Genomic DNA, 19,525 nt, shown 5'->3' with positions numbered 1-19,525 from the left:
GCTATACTGGCTGGCTTTGGCGAAAAATACACGATAACTTTTGGATAATTACTTATAAATAAAGATACAGGACAATATTATTCTAAAAAACTAAAATCACCATTAAAATGGATATTAGAGAATATGAATTGGATAGGCATTCCTGTTGAAAAAAATAATAAACTTGAATGGTATCGCCCATCTGAGCGCTGGCATGTTCCCACGTCTGAATTAAGCAATCGTCGAGAGTGGTTGTTTTCATATCTGAAACCATTACCTTACCATTTGGCAAGCCAAATAGATATGAATCCTGCTTTAGCAAAAATCATGTGCAGTCTTAAGATGCCATCTTATTCCCCTGAGAATAAGTCGGACAATTTACATTTGATTGAAGCATTAATCAATGCAGTAGAAAACAATGAAATCCCCCACCGAGATGTATTCCTTGGTCAAGTTAGGGCTGCGTGGAGTGCTTTTGAGCCATCTAACACAACAAAATTTCCTACACACCTACTCGTCCAGAAAGGGAAAGCATCATCACTTACGGCAGAAAAACCTAGTAAGATAGATCCTGTCTACCTTCCAGACTCAAGCAAATCTTTTCTTACAGAATTAAAAAATTTTGGATTACCAATTATTGCTATAGATAAAAAAGATGCGGAGCGTCTTGCAAATTATTTTACTGTTGCATATCCTAATGCTGTATATAAAGCATCTACACTAAAACCGTTACCCCTGTTTGATGGAGAAAAGGCAGAGCCTACTCAAAGAATTAAACTACAGGATAATGAGAAACTTGGGTGGACAATTCCTATAATTCTGACTATTGCTGCCTTCGATGGCGCACAGTCACATGGTACAACCACACAAGCGTTCAAGGATCGTATACATGCATTTCAAGAAGCAAATATTGATATTGTGAATAACCTTAGAATTGCTCTATATCGTGATACTGAGTTAGTTATAGACAATCCTTTGCCAGTGTCTGCATTTTGGCAGCATGACAAAAAAACTCTTTTTATCAATGCCGAGTCAATAACTGATATAAGCACATTAAGTGAAGCTTTTTCCAATATTATTGGACGGGATGATCTTGAAATTCAAATCAAATTTGTATTTAGCCTTATTGGCCAAAATACTTCAAGAAACAATATCATCAAAGCATTAGAACAAATAAAATTATCAGAAACAAACTACGACGAAGTATGCGAATATTGGAAGGGAAGTGTTAGCCTGCTAATTAGAAAAATAGCTCCATTAATCAGAATTCTATACCCTGATTTAGACATTGAAAATTTAATGCAGGCCAATACAGATGATGCTGTGACAGGATTCATCGACCAATTGAACGATGCCAGACTTGATGGATACTCTCTAGTTAAAATGGCAGAAAACTCTCCTGATACTTATAGCTTTGGGTATAAAGCCTACAAGCACTTGGGTGAAAGTATAAACCTTAGAGCATGGAATTTATCCTTAATTTCTTTTGGTGATTGCCCTGTAAAAAACATTGATGCCTACTCTGATTTTAAACGACATATTGGAAGTATCACACCTATTCTAAGAACACTGATTGCAAAATTATCATCTCGACACAAAGAAAATGAGATATTCCAGGAGCTATCGGGTCAGATTAGAGATATGAAGTATCCAGTGGAATTTGAAAATAGTTTATGGGAAGTTAACTGTCAACTGATTCTACAACAAACCATCCCTTTATTTGAAAAATACAAAATAAATCCAAATGAAGTTCGTGCGATTGAAAAATCCAATAGTATTGAACAGCTTCTAGAATCTCTGAAAGCAGAAGGAGTTGATACTGAATCAGATCCGCTTCAAGTCGCTCGTGACAATAAGGAAAAGCTTAGCAAATCATTACTGACTTTAAAAAACATTAGACTAGCGTGGGCGGTAAAGAAAGGAATTGAAAGTAATCCTGAATGGGATTGCAAAACAGAAAACTGGAGTGCAGAGCTATTGGCTATTGCAAAAGATACCGTATATTCCAACACATGGGGAGAGGACTACATTTGGACATTAATTGAAAACTTAAAAAATCATACAACACCCACATCGTCATCTTTTTGGTCTACTCTTGAACAATCTAAAGGGTTTGTAAGTTTATGCCAACTACTAGAACTTTCACAAGATGACATCTCATGCGTAGAAGAAAAAGTTCAGGCACGGAGAGAGGAGGCACAACGGAAGAAACGTCTTATCAACGTCTGCGGTAAAGAATACGATAACTTAACAGAAAATTTATCCGGGTTATGGACTCACATCACTGATGCATTACCGCATGATTCCTTAAAAGAAATCATTCCAATCGATCTCAGTACTACAACCCCACTAGACAAAATTATTCAAAAAGCTAAACCCCAAGTTTACAATCAAACTCAAATAAATAATAGAAATAGCACCCCTAAATACTCAACCAGATCATTAGAAAGATTGATCGGTCTAAGTGGAGAAATACATGCATTTCGAATGTTACAACAACGTTATGGAACATCTATTGTTTCCTCTTCTTCATGGGTATCCAGTAACAGTGCGGTTATTGGCCTGAATACTGAAACAGATGACAGCAAGGGTTGTGATTTTGTAGTCGCCCTACAAGGATATACTTACTATATTGAAGTTAAGTCTACAGAAGGATATCAAGAGACTTTTACTATGGGATCATCAGAAATAAGACTAGCCATGCACCTAGCCAAACCATCCAATAATAAGCAGAAAGAAGTATTCATGGTGCTACGTGTATCAAATGCACTAGCAAACCCATCATTCCAATTACTTCCGAACCCCTATGATCCAGATTACCATTCATGCTACAAAATTGAAGAAGCTGATGCTCGCGTGACATACAAGAAAATTATATGAGCAATGGGAAATTAATTAAGAAGGAAAGCAGATTTTTAAATAATTTACAGGCAACTCAACATTACAAAAGTGTAATCAGTAATTTCGTCAGAATCTCTACACGCGAACCCAAGCGGAGCGCGGCAGAGGCCAGGGATGCGCAAGGCTTGTCCCGCCTCTGGCGGGATGAGCGTACAGCGAACCTATAGCAGCCCGTTCACGCAGTGAGGCTCCCAAAACCAAGGTAACTCCATGACCACTTACGCCATTCTCGACTTTGAAACCACCGGCATGTCCCCCGACCATGGGGCTTGCCCCACCGAAATCGCTATCGTGCTGGTAAAAGATGGACAGATTACTGACCGCTACCAAAGCCTAATGAACGGCAATACCTGGATACCGCCCTTCATCGAATCCTTGACCGGCATCACCAATGTCATGATCCGCAAAGCCCCCCCCATGAACAAGGTGATGGGTGAAGCCATCGAGTTTGCAGGCAACTACCCCTTGGTAGCCCACAACGCCTCATTTGACCGCAAGTTCTGGGATGAAGCCCTCACCCAACAGGGGAAACAACGCCAGCAGGATTTTCTCTGTTCCATGCTGCTATCCAGACGGGTATTCCCCGAAGCACCCAACCATCAACTGGGAACACTGGTCAGGTTTCTCCAGCTTCCCATGTCCGGGCAGTTCCATCGTGCCTTGGCGGATGCCCAAGCTACTGCCCACCTGTTCATCAGGATGCAACAAGCCATACAGGCCAAACTTAACCTGCAAGAGTTAACGTGCCAGAAACTGCTGGCAGTGCAAAAGCAAAAAATCGGCACATTTTGAATTCAGGTGGCATATCCGGGGCTTTGCCCCGTACCCCAAGGTATTGGGAACCAGGATGATATTACCGGGAAATACCCTATAATCCCCACATGAGCGAAACACCTACCCCCTACCATACCGGCAATGAGCTGGAAATTGCCCTCAAAGACCTTGAACGGATGCTACAGAAAGTGACGGAAAACCCGGCTGCCAGCATCTGGTTACGCAAGGCCATAGCGGAGCTGTGGCAACGTGACAGCATCGAGGCACTGGAGGATCTGGCAATACTGCAAACACTGCTGCAAGCCAAGAAGAAATCCGACCTGCTGATGTTGGATCGTTGGGCAGAATCAGCTACCAAACACTAAAACTGCATTATTCGTCCGCTAACAATAGGCGTGCTGTTCGGCAGCAAACACCAGTTCAGGCAGAACCAGTTCCCATTGGTCACTGCGTAACTGTTGCTGATACTGCTCTTCTGCATCTTCCCGACGACGCACCAGAATGGCTGTTACCCGCGCCACAACGCAGGTCATCCCCTCCGGGTGCTTGAAAGCAGCGGACAATCTCCCTACATCATGGTCTTGCCCATCCCGCAACAACCACTTCCCATCCTGATTGCACAAGTGTAATACATCACCGGCTGACAGGGCTGCGATAGCTTGATGTACAGGTCGCCCTGATGCGTAGCGTCCTGCAAATCCAATATCAACCTCCTTCAAGGAAAGTTGGTGATAGTGCCGCTCCATGACAGGTGAAGCTGGCGGAAGAGCAACAGGTGAACGGACTAACAGGGCAGGGGAGGCAGGTAGCTTATCAAGCAACGGATGCCCCCGGCTGAAACGTGCCAGCAATAATGTCTGCCTCGCACGGGTCATTGCCACGTAGTACAACCTCCGGGCTGCATCCCGGTCTTCATTTTTCCCAATCTTGTCCCACCCACCATCCAGTACGGCAACATGGTTGAACTCAAGCCCCTTAGAACGGTGGGCAGTCATCAGCAATAAGCCCGTCTGACGGCGGCGAATTTCCCGACCCCATTCTGCCAACCAATCTAGGAAATGTTCGGTAGGTAGTTCTTCACCCCCTGTTTCTAGGGCATAGGCATCCACTGCTTCATGCAACAACTGCCACCATTGCCCCTGTGGGTGGTTATCCAGCCATTGTTGCAACTGTACTGCACTGACCAGCTTGCCTGCCTCATGGCGTAACCAGCCAACCAGTGTCTGGGTTTCCCGCAATCGCCAGAATTGGGCACTTTCCTCGTCAGCCATCTGCACAGGGATACCTTGCCACTCACAGTATGCCCTGATTGGTTCCAGATATTTCCATTCACGGGCAATCACGGCACATTGATCCCAGTGCCAATCCTGTGTCAGGCTCGCTAGGCGCTGGAACTCACCCATAATAGCCAGTGCCTGTTCAACAAGGTTATCGCCGACCGGAAGCACTTGCACCCGTCCTTGCCCAACCCTGTCCAGAACCTGCCAGCCCCCACCAGAGGGGGCTTTGCGCCTTCCCCGATCAATGCTGATCGGGTTATCCACCTTCATCCGGTTGCTCGCAGGCTGGATAAGCAGGTTTGCAGCATCAATGATATGGGCAGTAGAGCGGTAATTCTCGGTCAGGAAGGACGGCTTGGCTGCATAGTCCTGCTCAAAACGGCGGATGAACTCAACCGATGCACCGTCAAAGGCATAGATGTTTTGGTCATCATCCCCCACCGCAAACAGGCTGAGTTTCCCCTCTTCATCCTGTACCGTGCGTCCGGCAAGGGCTGCAACCAGCTCGTACTGTTCAGGGCCAACATCCTGATATTCGTCCACTAGTATCCAGCGGAATCCTGCCAGCAAGCGTTCACGCTGTTCATCTGCCTCTTCCGGCGGCAATCCTGTTCCGTTCAACAGGGAAACAGCCTGCTGGAGGATTTCCCGAAACACATCCCCACCCACTTGCTCATGTTTGTGCAGGCGTTCGGAAAAACTTGCCCCCACCAAGCGCATTGCTAGGGCATGGCAGGTCAGCACAGTCACACCCTTGGCATCAGCACCAATCAACTCGTTCAGACGTTTGCGGATTTCCACCGCTGCGTGCCGGTTATAAGCCAGTGCCAGAATACCCCGTGGATTCTCCCGCCTGACCCGCACCAACCAAGCAATGCGGTGTACCAGCACCCGCGTTTTGCCCGAACCCGGCCCCGCTAATACCAGCACATTGGCTTGCTCCCGGTCGTCCGTCACAATACGCTGCTGGATTGGGTTGTTCAGGTCTTCCACAATCTTGCGCCATGATTCCGGGGTAGTCTGACGGGCAAGTTCTTTTTCCTGGTCGGGTAGCCAGCGGTTGAGAAAGGCATCTCGCCCCAAACTGAAATAATCCATCGACAGGCGCAAGGCATCAGCGGTTTCAAGGCCACGCTGCACATATTCCGCCATGATGTGTATCTGCAAGACCTGCTCATCGTAATGCAACTGGAGTGGGGTGAAGTCGGCTTTGCTGAAATTACGCCGCTCTTTCCCCAAGTGGATGGTCATGGCAGGGCGAAAAACTGCCAGCCCCTTGTTGAGACGGATGACTTCTTGCTCATGCAGCCACAACAGGGCGCGATCCATAAGGCGGGATGGCTCCCTGACTTCGGCGCAAAGCATGATGTCAGCCTTGATGGCCGCCAGTAACTTGCCAAGGGTAGTTTCTGCCAGCAGGTCAGTTCCCCGTGTCCCAGTAGGCAGGCATGACAACAGGTGTTGCAGCAGATGATTCGCGGCCACCCGCCGCAATTCAGCCGTCTTGGTCAGGTCAGGCCATTTCCGCAAAAGATGGACTTCCAGTGTGTCTGCATCTATGCGTCTGACCCGTACACTGCCATTACCCCCATCATCACCACGCCCGTCATTGGCAAGGCTACGGATAATGCGCCCCAACCTTTCCGGCAAGGCATTAGGGTGTCCTGCATCCTTAAGCTTTTGGGCCGCCGTGCGTAAGTGCAGGACAGAAAATTCCCCTTTACCCAAATCCGGGGCAAACTCACGCAACGTCTCCAGCAATGCTGTTTCCAACTCCACCGCTTCCGCAAACCGCTTACGGGATGAGCGTTCCACCCCTGTATGGACAAAAGAGGTCAAGGCGGTGTCATTGCTGGCAAGACCAAAGTGTTCCAGGTCGTGCAGGGCTTTGCGGACAGTCCCCGTCGTCAGTCCAGACAATCCCATGAGTTCATCCGTGGAAATGCCATCGTCGGCATCCGCACTGATAATGGCCGATACCAAAGCCAGTAACTGGCGGCGATAGTCTTCCGTCAGGGCAGTTTTTGCCAAGCGTTCCCGCGCCTGTTCAAGGGATGCTACCCGCAAAGAGGATGGGAATACCTGCACCTGATTTTCTTCACGGGTCAGCAGGGTAGCTTCTTCCAGCCAAGAGATGGCAGTACGCACACGGGTATCATCGCTGGTGGAATCACGCTCAAATTGCCCTTCTTCTTCTGCCGCCAATATTTCCCCGGTGGTGGCTACCACCTCCCCGCCAAGCTGTTTCTTGCGGTCAATGTTGCGCAGGGATTTCAGGATCGCCTGAATTTCGTTGCGGGTCAGGCGCGAACGGGCCGACATACCAAACTGACGCTCCACATCTTCCAGCGTATACAACAAAACGCAACGGGCAGCCTGCCGGTCACGCCCGGCACGTCCGGCCTCTTGCAGGTAGTTTTCCAGTGAACCGGGGATGTCAGCATGGATGACAAGCCGCACATCCGGTTTGTCGATCCCCATACCAAAGGCATTAGTGGCAGCAATGACCCGCAGTTCCCCCCGGATAAAGCTTTCCTGTACCGTCTTTTTGTATTCAGGGGAGAGGTTGGAATGGAAGTGGTCAGCAGCCATACCCTTGCTACGCAGGAACTCGGCAATTTCTTCCGTGCGGCGGCGGGTCGCACAATACACAATGGCTCCACCTGGTTGGTCGGGTGGCAGACATTCCGCCATAACCTGATACACATGGGCAAACTTCGCATCAGGGGAAGTGGGCATCACATCAAAGGTCAGGTTGGTACGCTCGGCTCCTCCGTCAAACAGTTGCAGTTCAATCCCGACTTTTTCCTGGAAATAACCGATGATGTCTTCCACCACTTCCGGTTTGGCGGTGGCGGTCAGGCACAGAACAGGTGGCACAACCCCTTCGCCTGCCTTGGTACGGATAAACCTGCCCACGTAACGGTAGTCAGGCCGGAAATCATGCCCCCACTTGGAAATACAGTGCGCCTCGTCCAGTACCCACATACCGATTTCGCGCTGCTCCAGTACCTTGCGTAAGGTCTTGCTGCGTAGCTGCTCCGGGGCAATCAGCAGAATACCCACATCCCCCAACCGCACCCGGTCAAGCACATCTGCCCGCTCCGGCATGGACAACAGGCCATTGATAGCGGCACAGCTCGTAATACCCCGTGCCTCCAACCCTGCCACCTGGTCAGCCATGAGTGCAACCAGTGGGGAAATCACCAGAGTCAATGCCCCTGTTTTGTCAAAGCGCGACAGGGCAGGGAGCTGGTAACAGACAGACTTGCCTGTTCCTGTCGGCAGGATACCCAATACATGCTTGCCTCCCATCGCTGCCTCGACAATGGAGCGTTGTAACGGCTTGCCATGCTGGTCGGCAGGTTCGGGGCGGAAATCCGGGATATGCTTGAACCAGCGGTTCAGCTCACGCTTTGCATCGTGCCGTTCCCTGCACCATTGGCAATCAGGGTCTGTGCAGGCAGTATCTCGTAATTGCTTAACCATTGTGGCGGCCTGCGGAAACTGGTGCAGAACCCACGGTGGCATCACCGAGTTGCCCCCCGCTACGGACAGCCATGCCATTGCATACGCCAATGCCCATCCCTGCGTATCGGCAGTTTCCAGAAGGGTACGGCTATGTGTCTGGCAGGCTTGGCCTTGCAACAACCGACCAATAACCCCACGGGCTTCATCATCAGCAGGACGGGGTTGGCGGCGGATAGCCGTGAAGAAAGCATCAAACCCAGCCGACTGAGCACCGGCGGTTGTCAGCCAGTGCCAAGCCAACAGGCGGTCTGGAGCCGTTTCCCGTAATGCCATGAAAGCCCGCCCCTGATCCTGAAAAACCTCCAGCGTCAACCGCGCATCCAGTTCAGGGTCATTGATCTGGCAACGTTTCAGTTGCCCATCCTGATAATGTTTGACCAGATGGTGGTAAGGGTTACGGGGAAATGCCAACGGGTTCAGGCAAAGGGTATCAATGGCAGGGAGCTGGAGCAGTTTCAGGTCAGACTTGGCTGCTTGCAGATGGGGAATATCGAAAGCAATCAGATTATGCCCCAGTAGCAACGACAACCCGGAAGCAAAGCCATCAAGGCGGGGCAGGGCGGCAAGCACCTCACCTTTCCCGTGGGTCAAAGCCAGCCCGGAATCACCACGCACGGCGGCAAACTGGTGGATACGGGCATCACGCCGCCCCACTTCCAGATCCAGGGACAGGCAGCGGGTAATAAAGCCGGATGCTTTTGGCAGTTCACCTTCCCGGTCTGACATTTATTCCCTTGTTAATATGGCAAATATTTACCCCATCATAAGTATTTTGGACAACATCGGCAAACTTGAGTGCTGAATTAGACTCAAGCCAGCATGAAATCATCCAGTTGCGAATGGCTGGCAATGATGAGCTTCTCATCCACCTCATAAGCCTTAGACAAATCTATGCTTGCTTGTAACAACAATGCTTCGTTGCGTCCAAAGTCAAAAGCAGCTTCGGTCAGTTTACCCAAACGGTCATACTCCGCATTGATCGCAGCCACTACTTTTTGTTGTACCTTATCCAGTTTGGCAAGGAAGGCATCCATTTCTGCTTTCATCCGTTCGACCAACTGACCATCTTTACCCGTCATGAATTCCGCCAGCATCTTGCCAGCCAATGATCCAATCACAGCCCCCAGCACTGGTACGGGAATCAATGTCTGTCCTGCCGCCGTGGCCAAACCCACAATAGCCGACTCGGCACAGACCACCAGCCCCAGATCCATGAACGCTTCAGCATCAATTTTCCCGGCATGGTAATCCCGCCAGAGTGAGCCTACTCCCTTTGCTGCACTGACTACCGCGCCAGCAAATGGAGCTGACAAAGCAGCATGGTTGGTCAACAGGTAAATGGAGCCACCCGCAACCGCACCACCAGCCGCGCCTTTCAATGTGCTTACGCCAAGCTCTTTCCAGTCTTCAGCAGTTAGACCACCCTTAAAAGGATTCTTACCTTGCTTGTATTTTGAATACAATCCGGCTGCCAGAGAAACAGCCCCGCCTACTGCCCCGGCAACAGCAGCGGCTTTCGCCGCTTCAGTCAGACTTGCCTGATGATCCTGAGTAATCTGGTCTTTTATTTCCCTGTTTTCTGCGTCTAACTGTTTCTCATGGTTATCAAGGGTTTCATGTATTTTGCCCTGTTGTACCTCGGAGTAGTCTGACACACCAGGTTTCACGACTTCATTAAAAGCATGACCGCTTTTGCTTTCAATCTCTTGAACTTTCTCGCGTATCGCGTTGATACTTTTCTGGGACAACCCCTCCACAGGCTCACCATTCACTACCTTCATAATGGTTTCATGATGATCTTTAGGAATGTGGTAGTAAGATCCATCCCGGCCAAAATTGGCGTACTTGTCCATGTGTTCCATCACATGATCCAGGTTTTTGCTTGCGCCATTGATAAACTTCGACTGTACGGCTGTGCCATCAATCAGGTAGTCTTCCGGTGCTGTGCGACCAACCCTATCAAAAGTGGCAGCCATTCCTTCCTGGTGGAGGGCGGAGCGGGCATTGCGGATACCTACCTCAACCTGTTCCGCAATCTCGCCATGTTTGGTCAGCTCACTCCCCAAAATCTTGTTGGGACTACCAACAAAATCCCTAACCTTATCGACTTGTTCCAACGCCTTGGTAAAAGCAGCATCCTGAGCCAGTTGGCTAGTCAGTTCACTCTGTATACGATGGTTATTGATTGAATCAACCACCACCGCACTAACCTGATCCCTAATCAAATGATCACGCGGAACACACGATTTACTCATGCATTAACCTTCTTGTTCAGGAGAGCTGATAGTGAATGCACATGGTTGACGAGTGCGCCCAATCGGTCTTTGTCGGTTGCTGTAAATTGCCTATAGTCTGATGGAGCACTGGACTTGAGCACTCCCAACAGGCGTTTCATTCCATCCACTTGCGTAACAGTCAATGAATGAAGACGGGAAACTTCACTACGGGCAGTATCGAATTGTCTGGTATACACCTCAATCTCCCGACGTTTTTGATTTGCTTCTTCCGCAATTGCCTTGTTTTTAGAGCGTGCGAAGAACGCTCCCCCGACGAGTGCAGCACCTCCAATAGCCCATCCTACAGGCCCTGCCATGGCAAGAAGAGCATTACCTGCCGCCATGCCACCACCTCCAGCCGCCAGAGCCCCACCACCTAACCAAGCAAGTGCCGCATTGGTTGCGGCGGCTCCTCCCAATGCAGAAATTGCCGTGCCGGTTGAAGCAGTTCCGAAGGTTGTCGCAATGGCCATGGCAGCAGTAGGTGCAAATGCCGCAACCCCTGCGCCGGTCGCAACACCAGCAGCAACTGAACCTCCCGCCTTGACGTTGACTTTTTCAGATTCTTTCTGGATTTGCTGGACGAGCTGGGTAAAAGTTCGGTATTCCGCCCGGAACTCTGCGAAAGTCCGGTCAAACTCCTTCGGTGTATTCGCCAGGGTATTTATATATCCCTCAACAGCACCGATGACCACTTCACTTGAAGTCTTTCGAAGTGTGTAAAGTTCCTCACTGCCTGTGCGTAGTGCCGCCATCGACTTTTGGTAAGCACTGTGTGCATTTTCCAATCCTTTTAGGGCAGATTCTTTCAGGTCACCATTTAACATAAACATCCTTATTTGTTTTTTATTGATCTTTAATAATCTTAGCTAATGGCAATATTATTGTATATAGAAATTCACCATGCGACGCTCACACCTTGGACAAAACCTGCCAGTCCCGGTACGGGTCTGGCTTCCCGCCAAGCGTAGCGCGGAAAAACAGTTGTGAGGCACGAACATCTGTTTTGGAGTCCCCGGCGCAGCACCATGCTGCCCAACCAGCAGGCAGGGCAGCATCCAGCTCCGCCGCAATACAGCCTCACGCAGTGAGACCTTCTTAAAAGCTGGATTACCCGAAAAATATCGCATAGCGGGTGTGGATCAGAAATACTGGGGATTCCGCAAGCACCATGATCCTTCCTGACGCACGGGTATCAGCCCCGTCACACTGCGCAAAATGAACAGGATGATGCTGGTTTTCCATCAGTGACTACCCGAATGTGCTGGCAGCTTGGTACACCAACAGCTTGAAGTGGAAAACACCATCCTCGTATACGCCGACTGGACAAGGGTTGCCTTGGACTTACCACAAACATTTGAGTTACAATGTATCGCATTAGTATCAGGAGTTTCTGCCATGGCAACAACAACCATGATTCATGTCCGGCTTGACGATAGCCTGAAAAAGGATGCCTCTACGGCACTGGAGGCAATGGGGCTGTCATTGTCCGATGCCATACGTGTTTTTCTGACCCGTGTTGCTGCTGACCAGAAGTTCCCCTTTGCCTTGCAGGTCCCCAATGCTGAAACCCGTAAGGCAATGGAAGAAGCGCGGGCCATTACCAAAGCACGTTTCGATAACCAGCAAGGTCTGTTAGATGCCCTTGACCACGAATGACAAACGGGCATCCATGCCCCGTGCCAGTGACTACACCAAAACCTTCCATAAAGACTGGCAACGCCTGACCCGTTCCGGGCGTTACAAGATGAAACAGTTGAAAGAGGTCATGTTGCTGCTAATTGCCAATGATGAACCATTGGGAGCAGAGTGGAAGGATCATGCCCTGACCGGGAACTGGGATGATCACCGTGAATGTCATGTGGGCGGTGACTTCCTGCTGATTTACCGCCTGGAACAGCAAGGCAAACAGGAAATGATTGTTTTCGTTCGGGCAGGCACTCACGCAGAACTGTTTGAGTAGCCCAAACCAGCAAATACTTTCCGTCAGGTATCAGCCTGTTGGAACAAGAGTGGATGGCGCAAGCCTTCCTCTTCTGATACTTGCCAGTCCCTGCAAGGGTCTGGCCTCCCGCCAAGCGTAGCGCGGAAAAACAGTTGTGAGGCACGAACATCTGTTTTGGAGTTCCCGGCGCAGCACCGTGCCGCCCAACCAGCGGGCAGGGCAGCATCCAGCTCCGCCGCAATATGGCCTCACGTAGTGAGACCTTAGACTTCCCCGCCCAAAATCCCGCCACTCTCCAGCAGCGGGACAAAGCAGGGCAGGGTAGCGGCCTACAACAAGCCACGTTCAGCAAATGACACCACCGAATCCCCGACCACAAAATGATCCAGCACCCGCACATCAATCAGTGCCAGTGCATCTTTGAGCTTCTGGGTAATGCGCTCATCCGCCTGACTGGGTTCAGGCACACCCGAAGGATGGTTATGGGCAAAAATCACTGAAGCCGCGTTATGGTACAGGCAGCGTTTCACCACTTCGCGGGGGTGTACGCTTGCCCCGTCAATCGTGCCATTGAACAGCTCTTCAAAGGCAATCATCCGGTGACGGTTATCCATGAACAGCACACAAAACCGCTCTGATGGCAGGTCACGCAAACGCGAACTAAGATAAAACCGCACGGCATCCGGGTCACTCAGCGGCTCACCCCGTTGCAACTTTTCCCCTAGCCACCGTTGGCACAGTTCCAGCACTGCCCGTAATTGCACATAGGTCATCTGGCTGACCCCTAATGCCTTAAAATCCTCCTCATCTGCAAGGAACAATTCCCGTAATGACTGAAAGTTAAACAGTAACGTGGTGCGTGCCAGCTCCACGTTCTCCCCCATGAACAGGCTGAGTAATTCAGCATCCGACAAGGCTTGTGAACCCCTGCCCAGTAATTTGTAAGCCGGTGTATCAAAAACCGGGATTTGTGGTTTCTTTTCCTGTGTTTTCATGTTTTCCGTCCTCTTAAAAAAAATTAGGTCACTGCCGCCTGGCGGCTATGCCCTTCGGCGAGAACGGGGGTAGCAGCATCCATGATGGACGGTGGGGAGGGGGATCACCCGGTCTGCACAAGCGCAGCGCGGAAGATTGGGGATACCCCACCGTCCACGTAGCCTGTCATGGAAGCAGCGGGGGGCAGCGCCCCGAAAGCATCAACACCCAGCCAGTCCCGGCCACGGGTCTGGCTACCCAAGCCCAAGCGGAGCGCGGAAAAACCTGCGTGAGGAACGAACGGTGGTTTTGGAGGCGTCAGGGATGAGGAGGGCTAAAGTCCCGCAGGGATGCAGCGACAGCGGAACCCGTAGCAGCCCGTCCCGCAGGGGACGCACTGAAGTGATGAAGAGCGGTACGTGGAAACTGAATACTTACCCGAAAGATGGATGGGACACAGATCGGGAAAAGTAGCTGGTACAGAAACAAGAAACGTCTGTACCAACCAACGTTACTTATTTTTGCTTGGCTTCTTGCAGGTTAATACGTGCCTGATGCCCATGCTTTTCCAGCAGATGTAACAAATTTGCCCCATTCAACAAGGTTAAGGGCTTATTCGCTGCAAACTCGTAAGCATCTGGACCATAATTTGCTGTCGTGACTAAGATACCTTTGGTTGCACCTTCATGCATTACCGTGCCATGTAAATCCCGCACCGCAGAAACACCAACTGTATTGGTATAACGTTTAGCCTGAATGACAATCTTCCCACCCCGAATAGGGTCAGGATCAAATGCCACTGCATCAACACCACCATCACGGCTAGCTTGCGTGACTTTGACTTCACCACCAGAAGCAGAGAACTCCTTGGCAAATACTTCGCGGATGAGGTGTTCAAAGTCCTCCCATCCCATAGTTGCCAGATTGACAGAAGCATCAAGGCTGTCTGCCACATCGTAGCTATTAACAAAACGCCGGTCTTCCCTGTTGATATTCAGGATAGGAGCCACCGCAGTCATACCATGCAATTTGCTGCTCCCAACCCCTTTAAGGGCCTTAAAGCAGGCTTTCGGCTCGACCTGTGCAAGGTTGATTTTAAGGAAATCTTCTTTCTTTGCATAAATGGAAAGGATACAGGTTATCGTATGGTTGCCAGTTGTCTTGTCTATAGCTGTTACCAAGCCATTTAGCACCACAGCCGACAAGGCATCTATAGTGTCGGCCTCAAACAACTCGTGCAGGGTTCGCAAAACAATCTGGTACAAGGCATCATCATAAAGCGTGTCCAATGCCCTATCAGAAAGGAACACTTCATTGATGCTGCGTTTGCTCTGGACAAACTTCACTTCCGCCAAGGACGGCATATGCTCACGGGCTGGCAACGCATAGTCCACCACTAATACGCCACTATCGTCTTGGTACTCCATATCAAAACTTTGTGGAAAACCATCAGGGTATTGGGATCCTCCCAGCACCATTTCGCAGTAGTCCAGAATGGCATCAGACTCCTTACGCTGGTAGGCATCCCGCTTTGCATCAATCCGGGCATTTTCTTCGGCCTGCTGGGTCAGATATGCCTGATTCTCCTGCACCCACTCAAGGCACTTTGCTTCGTGATCACGTTCTGCAATTTGCTTGCGTTGCTCAAACTCCGCCAGAATGGCTACATTCCGAGCCGCTACCGCAGCACACTGGTTTTGCCACTCCTCCAATACGGCCTCACACTCATGCTGGTGCTGTTGAACAGCGCCAGCATAGGCTGATTCTGCCGCATCATCCTGTTTCTTACGCATGGATGGCATCAACCTTGCCAAAAGTGTGCGCTTGGGCTGGAAGTCATCCTGTCTGGGCTTCGATTTAAGGTTTGGCTCTTGGGGAAGAGCCACGATCTTGGGAGTGTTCAGGCAAGGTGCGCTTGGTCGGGGTTTGTCAAAAGGCGCATGTGACTTGATAGTTTCCCAGTCGATTGCATCATTCACATCCAGTGTATATTGCAAAAGATGACGCACATCCTCAATTTTCTGTCTGGCTTCCTGCGTTTGGTCTTCGGCAGATTGCTTCAAGTCTTCCCACTCCTGACGCAACCGCTCCTTTTCCCGTTCTTTTTCGGCCAGCAGGACTTGTTTCCGGGATTTTTCGTCATCAGCCTGACGGACTTTCTCCCGCTGTTGCTGCGCTTTCAAGAGTCGCTGCTGCCACTGTTCTTCCCATTGCTTCCGTTGCAACCTGGCTTTGTACTCAACAATCCCCTTGTCCGACCCTTTGATCTCACGCCACTTGCCAAGGCCAGAATGCTCGACGACGACATGGTAGGTAGCCCTTGTCATAGCCTGTTACCTCCTTGTCATTTGCATTTCTTTTTGGACTTACTGATAGAACCATTCTTACACAAGAATTTACCGTCCGCTGTGCAAGCCTGAACTCCACCTTTTTTACCAGCACACGGTTTGTTTCCTTTCCCCGCATAAGCATTTGAGGTCAGAGCAACACCAAGCAGGCATATGCCCAAGAAACGCAGAATTCTCATGTAGAACACCCCTGAATGATGGAAAAACAGTCTAATAATACTTTTCTTTTAGAGATCATAAAACCTTTGTTTTGATCTGCCATAAACCAGCGACTAAATGACCAAACTCAAGGGCAACACTATTTGGTGAACAAGACAGGTTGCAACACCTCATCAGATGCCTGTACTTAAGTCCCCTCCCATTGTGTAAAATCGGATAAAACATATACAAGAAGGCTTTCCAGTGCTTAAACCGTTTTTTCAGACCTGCCTATTTTTCTTATTGTCAGTACCCAGCCTGCCGCTATTGGCAGACACCACCATCACTGTCCCCCTCGACAGCACGATTAACCAAACCTACACCTGCAACTTGGAAGGGCAGGTAGTGAAAGTCAGCGACGGTGACACCATCACCGTGTTGGACAGCGGCAAAACCCAGCACAAGGTCAGGCTGGCAGGCATTGATGCACCGGAGAAAAAGCAGGATTTCGGCAATGCTGCCCAAAAAGCACTGGCGGGGAAGGTAGCAGGGCAGACAGTCTGTGTGTCGTGGCACAAGAAAGACAAATACGGGCGGCTGGTGGGGAACATACTAATCAACAACCAATCTGCCAATTTACAGATGATTCAAGAAGGCTTTGCCTGGCATTACAAGAAGTATGCAGGGGAACAGACGGCGGATGAACAAACCGTGTTTGCCCAGGCCGAGACCAACGCACGGCTGGCAGTCATTGGCCTGTGGTCACAACCGTACCCGGTTGCCCCTTGGGATTGGCGTGACGGGCAAAAACAGTCTCCAGCAAGACAGGCTCACCAACAGCCTGCTGCCGCTGACAAGTTGCAGGCAAACAGCAGTTTTACCTGCGGTGAAAAGCGGTTTTGTACCCACATGGATTCCTGTGCTGAAGCAACTTTTTACCTGACCCAATGTAGCTTGTCCCGGCTGGATAAGGATGGGGACGGAATTCCTTGTGAAAGCCTGTGCAAACGCTAAAGCTGCCTAATCCGCCGACCATACCTGAAGCTCAATCGTGCCAGTGTTGTTCCCGTAGGCAAATGCCGCATCATTGGCAAACACCCACAACCGCCCGCTGGCAGGTGCGGTAAATGTCCCCTCAGTCCCCATCCTGATGGGATGGGACATAGCCTTGTCCACCACACCAATGAGCTGAAACCAGTGTGCGACAGGCACACGCCGCATCCAGCCAAACAGCCACAACATCCATCTTGAGTAACCATTGGCATCACACACGATGTACCAGTCTTGCCATGAGCCGGTGGCACGGTAACGGTACTGCTTGCCCTGTATCAGGTCAGTACCTGTATCATTCCATTTGAGCCTGCTGTCTACCGTTACCATGACCACCATCCTCATTCATTACTGTGCAGCACTACCCGGTTGGGGTTGCTCCTTCAGAATCCAGGCTGCCTCTTCTGGGTTCAGCGGCATCAGCGCAAACCCACCACCGGTATTCCCAAAGGTAACAACCTTCCCCTTTTTGCCCGGCATCCGGTAATAATCCGCTGATTCATCTAGCAGACGGCGGTAGCTGGCTGCTGAAATCGGGAGATAAGGGTACTGCAACTTGCGCACCTCCTGATAGAAATCATCGCATGTTCCTTTCAGGGGTTTTAGCTTGCCAATAGGGTAATAGCGGCGTTTCATACACCATCCTCCCCATGCAAAGCGTCACAAAGCTCCTGATAAACAGCAACTCCCTTTACAACTACCCGGATGGCCTCATGCAAACAGGGGTCAGTGGGTGCACCCTGCCGGTAAGCATCCATTGCCAGACGGTTAATGATGGCCTGTACGTCTATACGGGCATCTTCATCACCCAAAATATATTTTGCTTCTGCTTCAACATAATCAGCATCCACAATGTCTGCAAACAGTGGGGCATCCATCCCTGCTGCCCTTACAAATCTCAAGATTTCAAGCAAGGCAGCATCGGCACGGGTCGGATACGGCCCTTCCATCTGCTGCGGGGTGACACGTACTTCCAGCAGCCCAATCAATTGCGCAATCAAGTCTTCCATCGGTTTTCTCCTGTCAAAAGCCATTACAAACGGGTAAGGCGTGGACAGGAAACCTGCTGTTTGCCTGCTTACTGTCCCCATCATTCGCCTTACAGCCGCCTGACGGCCATGCCCTTCGGCGAGAACGGGGGTAGCAGCATCCATGATGGGGGATCACCCGGCCTGCACAAGCGCAGCACGGAAGGTTGGGGATACCTCACTGGACACGTAGCCTGTCATGGAAGCAGCGGGGGGCAGCGCCCCAAAAAGTACCAACACCCAGCCAGTCCCGGCACGGGTCTGGCTACCCAGACCCAAGCGGAGCGCGGAAAAACCTGCGTGAGGCACGAACGGTGGTTTTGGAGGCATCAGGGATGAGGAGGGCTAAAGTCCCGTAGGGATGCAGCGACAGCGGAACCCGTAACAGCCCGACCATCAGGGGATGCACACCCACCCACGCAGCGCAAAAACCTATAAACAGCCCAACGCAATAACCTGAAAACCATACTTTCCTGAACGCATCAGTGACGACATAATTTCTGTAACATTCCGTTCATAAACAACTGTTATCAGTTCATCGGGTTTACACTCACACCATTCAAAAAATAAGGTTAATCTCCTGCCGTCCATCTGTTTTCCCGGATAAGGGGCGGACGGGCATAGGGCATCCATCCCACACAGGAATCGCCCACACCACACAAACCCTGATTAACCTGCACAAGGAGCCTGAGCAGTGCTGCACTATGCCCGTCATTTATCCCGCCTGAAATCCCCCCTGTTATTTGCCTTGCTGATGCTGGCGGGTGCTGATGCATCCGCAGCCGGTGGCGGCGGTGCCGGTTTGCCGTGGGAAACCCCACTCCAGAACCTGCTGGCCTCCCTGACCGGCCCTGTAGCACAGGTACTCGGCACAATCGCCATCGTGTTCGTTGGCCTTGGCCTGGCTTTCTCCGAAGGTGGCGGCATCATGCGTAAAGCCCTCTGGGTCGTATTCGGCCTGTCCATTGCCTTTGCTGCAACTACCTGGGGCTTGACCTTCCTCGGCTTTGGCGGTGGTGCAAGCGTATGAGCCAACGGCAGGCCAACCACCCCGAAGGCTATGAAGCACCTGTCCACCTGTCACTGGTGGAGCCGGTGCTGGTGGCTGGCCTGCCACGCACGGTGGGGTTCATTTACTGGACAATTGTGGCCGCCCTGACCATTGGGATGCACCAGTTATGGATCCTTCCAGTAGCCATGCTGGGGCATTGGGGGCTTGCCCGCCTGACCCGGTTTGACCCGCATTTCATGGCAGTTGTCCGTGCTGGCCTACGCCACACAAAGGACAAGTTGCCGTGAC

16 protein-coding genes are annotated in these 19,525 nt (G+C 50.7%); 8 read left to right on the top strand and 8 right to left on the bottom strand.

The genetic code is table 11. The features are described from left to right. The first annotated feature begins 123 nt into the window (after positions 1–123). The 3 genes from Q0307_RS18230 (at position 124) to Q0307_RS18220 (ending at position 4,019) form a co-directional block, all read left to right on the top strand. The gene (locus Q0307_RS18230) at positions 124–2,859 is read left to right on the top strand and encodes a DUF3883 domain-containing protein (protein WP_298662649.1); all 2,736 of its coding nucleotides are present in this window, start codon (positions 124–126) and stop codon (positions 2,857–2,859) included. A gap of 231 nt (positions 2,860–3,090) precedes the next feature. Further along, positions 3,091–3,672: a 3'-5' exonuclease gene (locus Q0307_RS18225; protein WP_298662646.1), complete on the top strand. Its 582-nt coding sequence runs from the start codon at positions 3,091–3,093 to the stop codon at positions 3,670–3,672. An 89-nt stretch (positions 3,673–3,761) separates the two neighbouring features. Beyond that, the gene (locus tag Q0307_RS18220; protein ID WP_298662644.1) at positions 3,762–4,019 is read left to right on the top strand and encodes a hypothetical protein; all 258 of its coding nucleotides are present in this window, start codon (positions 3,762–3,764) and stop codon (positions 4,017–4,019) included. An 18-nt stretch (positions 4,020–4,037) separates the two neighbouring features. Here the strand turns inward: Q0307_RS18220 and Q0307_RS18215 are convergent, their stop codons facing one another. The 3 genes from Q0307_RS18215 to Q0307_RS18205 form a co-directional block, all read right to left on the bottom strand. After that, positions 4,038–9,191: a RecQ family ATP-dependent DNA helicase gene (locus Q0307_RS18215; RefSeq protein WP_298662642.1), complete on the bottom strand. Its 5,154-nt coding sequence runs from the start codon at positions 9,189–9,191 to the stop codon at positions 4,038–4,040. 83 nt (positions 9,192–9,274) lie between these two features. Then, entirely contained in the window at positions 9,275–10,720 is a 1,446-nt protein-coding gene (locus Q0307_RS18210) for a hypothetical protein (protein WP_298662640.1), read from the bottom strand. Then, a complete protein-coding gene (locus Q0307_RS18205; protein ID WP_298662638.1) occupies positions 10,717–11,574 on the bottom strand; it encodes a hypothetical protein in 858 nt (285 codons plus the stop codon). Before Q0307_RS18205 ends, Q0307_RS18210 begins: the two co-directional genes overlap by 4 nt. 565 nt (positions 11,575–12,139) lie before the next feature. Between Q0307_RS18205 and Q0307_RS18200 the strand changes: the two genes are divergently transcribed. Together Q0307_RS18200 and Q0307_RS18195 are read left to right on the top strand one after the other, a co-directional pair. Beyond that, a complete protein-coding gene (locus Q0307_RS18200) occupies positions 12,140–12,400 on the top strand; it encodes a type II toxin-antitoxin system RelB/DinJ family antitoxin (RefSeq protein ID WP_298662637.1) in 261 nt (86 codons plus the stop codon). Continuing rightward, positions 12,381–12,704 carry a type II toxin-antitoxin system YafQ family toxin gene (locus tag Q0307_RS18195; protein WP_298662636.1) on the top strand — a complete coding sequence of 108 codons (324 nt, stop codon included), beginning with the start codon at positions 12,381–12,383 and terminating at the stop codon, positions 12,702–12,704. The genes Q0307_RS18200 and Q0307_RS18195 overlap by 20 nt, the downstream gene beginning before the upstream one ends. 311 nt (positions 12,705–13,015) lie before the next feature. On the opposite strand, the gene radC is transcribed toward Q0307_RS18195, so the two are convergent. Both radC and Q0307_RS18185 read right to left on the bottom strand, forming a co-directional pair. Beyond that, entirely contained in the window at positions 13,016–13,681 is a 666-nt protein-coding gene (gene radC, locus Q0307_RS18190) for a DNA repair protein RadC (protein ID WP_298662635.1), read from the bottom strand. A gap of 495 nt (positions 13,682–14,176) precedes the next feature. Beyond that, the gene (locus Q0307_RS18185; protein WP_298662633.1) at positions 14,177–15,988 is read right to left on the bottom strand and encodes a restriction endonuclease; all 1,812 of its coding nucleotides are present in this window, start codon (positions 15,986–15,988) and stop codon (positions 14,177–14,179) included. Between the two features lie 423 nt (positions 15,989–16,411). Between Q0307_RS18185 and Q0307_RS18180 the strand changes: the two genes are divergently transcribed. Continuing rightward, entirely contained in the window at positions 16,412–17,161 is a 750-nt protein-coding gene (locus Q0307_RS18180; RefSeq protein ID WP_298662631.1) for a thermonuclease family protein, read from the top strand. Between the two features lie 6 nt (positions 17,162–17,167). On the opposite strand, the gene Q0307_RS18175 is transcribed toward Q0307_RS18180, so the two are convergent. From Q0307_RS18175 to Q0307_RS18165, 3 genes are read right to left on the bottom strand one after another with little or no spacing between them, the layout of a single operon-like run. Continuing rightward, entirely contained in the window at positions 17,168–17,527 is a 360-nt protein-coding gene (locus Q0307_RS18175) for a hypothetical protein (RefSeq protein WP_298662629.1), read from the bottom strand. A gap of 18 nt (positions 17,528–17,545) precedes the next feature. Further along, positions 17,546–17,833 (bottom strand): hypothetical protein, encoded by a 288-nt coding sequence (locus tag Q0307_RS18170; RefSeq protein ID WP_298662627.1) that lies wholly within the window; start codon positions 17,831–17,833, stop codon positions 17,546–17,548. Continuing rightward, complete coding sequence (locus tag Q0307_RS18165; protein WP_298662626.1) at positions 17,830–18,291, bottom strand: hypothetical protein; 462 nt, start codon at positions 18,289–18,291, stop codon at positions 17,830–17,832. The genes Q0307_RS18170 and Q0307_RS18165 overlap by 4 nt, the downstream gene beginning before the upstream one ends. Before the next feature lie 628 nt (positions 18,292–18,919). On the opposite strand from Q0307_RS18165, the gene Q0307_RS18160 reads away from it, so the two are divergent. Both Q0307_RS18160 and Q0307_RS18155 read left to right on the top strand, forming a co-directional pair. Beyond that, entirely contained in the window at positions 18,920–19,255 is a 336-nt protein-coding gene (locus Q0307_RS18160; RefSeq protein WP_028489922.1) for a TrbC/VirB2 family protein, read from the top strand. Continuing rightward, positions 19,252–19,524, top strand: coding sequence for a VirB3 family type IV secretion system protein (locus Q0307_RS18155; protein ID WP_207249193.1), 273 nt, complete (start codon positions 19,252–19,254; stop codon positions 19,522–19,524). Before Q0307_RS18160 ends, Q0307_RS18155 begins: the two co-directional genes overlap by 4 nt. Position 19,525: the final 1 nt, after the last annotated feature.

It is taken from the genome of uncultured Thiothrix sp. (assembly GCF_937873765.1).
In the GTDB taxonomy this organism is placed as follows: Bacteria; Pseudomonadota; Gammaproteobacteria; order Thiotrichales; family Thiotrichaceae; genus Thiolinea.
Note: the sequence above shows the minus strand (reverse complement) of the source record. Positions and strands in the feature narration are given on the sequence as shown.